This window comes from Salinibacterium sp. (genome assembly GCF_031364185.1).
Classification (GTDB): domain Bacteria; phylum Actinomycetota; class Actinomycetes; order Actinomycetales; family Microbacteriaceae; genus Rhodoglobus.
This window is the reverse complement of record NZ_JANLVV010000378.1, coordinates 1-1,114: the sequence shown is the minus strand read 5'-3', so window position 1 is coordinate 1,114 and position 1,114 is coordinate 1. Positions and strand designations below refer to the sequence as shown.

1 protein-coding gene is annotated in these 1,114 nt (G+C 65.4%); it reads left to right on the top strand.

From position 1 onward, the window contains the following. A partial coding sequence (locus tag RMN95_RS16230; RefSeq protein ID WP_309617944.1) for an Ig-like domain-containing protein occupies nt 1-787 on the top strand: 787 nt, incomplete at its 5' end. Between the last annotated feature and the right edge of the window lie 327 nt (nt 788-1,114).

Genomic DNA, 1,114 nt, shown 5'->3' with positions numbered 1-1,114 from the left:
CTCGGCTCCGGCCGCAGGCACAGCGGTGGTGAGCGCTGGCGGCGTCAAACTCGGCTCCGCTGTGATCGACCCCGCGATCGTCGACACGACGGATAGCGGCGGCCGGGCATCCGTCACCATCACCATTCCCGCGGGAACACCAGCTGGCACCCTGGTGCTCACTATTGGCGTACCCGAGGCCGGGACGTCGGTCGAAGTCCCGATCGAGATTACGGCCATCGCCGTGCCGATCGAGAAGCTCACGGCACCGGTGATCAGCGGCCAACCGCGAGTCGGGCGCACCCTCACCGCGACCGGGGCAACCTGGAGCGTCGATAACCCGACTCTCGCCTATCAGTGGAACCGCAACGGGACTGCGATCGTCGGCTCGACTGCGGCGAGCTACGTGCTCGTCGCGGCGGATGCCGGCACGAAGATCACCGTCACCGTCGTCGCCAGCAAGGAGGGCAGTCTCGACGGCTCCGCCACCTCAGCCGAGGTAATCGTGCAGAAGGGCTCCAGCTCCACCTCTGGTTCGGTCAACCGCACGCTCGTGTTTGGGACGAAGCCGGTCGCCTACGCCGTGACGGTGAGCGGCGAAGGTGGAGTCGTTCCAACAGGGCAGATCGCGATCTACGACGGAACCCGCAAGGTCACCACCGTGACCCTGGCGGCAGCCGACAATGGCCGGGTAACGGTGCCGATCACGGGACTTGGCAGGGGCATCCACCTGCTGACAGCCCGCTACCTCGGAAGTGATTCGCTGCAGGGCTCAACCGCATTCCCGAGCCTCGTAATCAAGTTCTAACGCTCCCGTAACTCCGCCCAGGGCGGGTCGGCTAACGCTGGCCCGCCCGTCGTGCGGCGCTCGGCGTTCTGCGCCATCTGCGCTGTCATTACAGCCCCTTGCACGGCTCCGATGTTCATAACTCCTGCAATCGGCATCGGGTACGGGGCGCGTGCCCCGGGAATCCGGGTGTGATGTCTCAGGACATGGGACTGTGCATTAAAAGGTGTTTCCGGCTTGACGCGCCGCGCGTGAGCGTGGCGGGAAGGGTGCCGTGATGACTACGACACTGGATGCTGTGAGTTCGAAGAAACATGATGGTGATGACCGATCCGCGGAGGCGGCCGC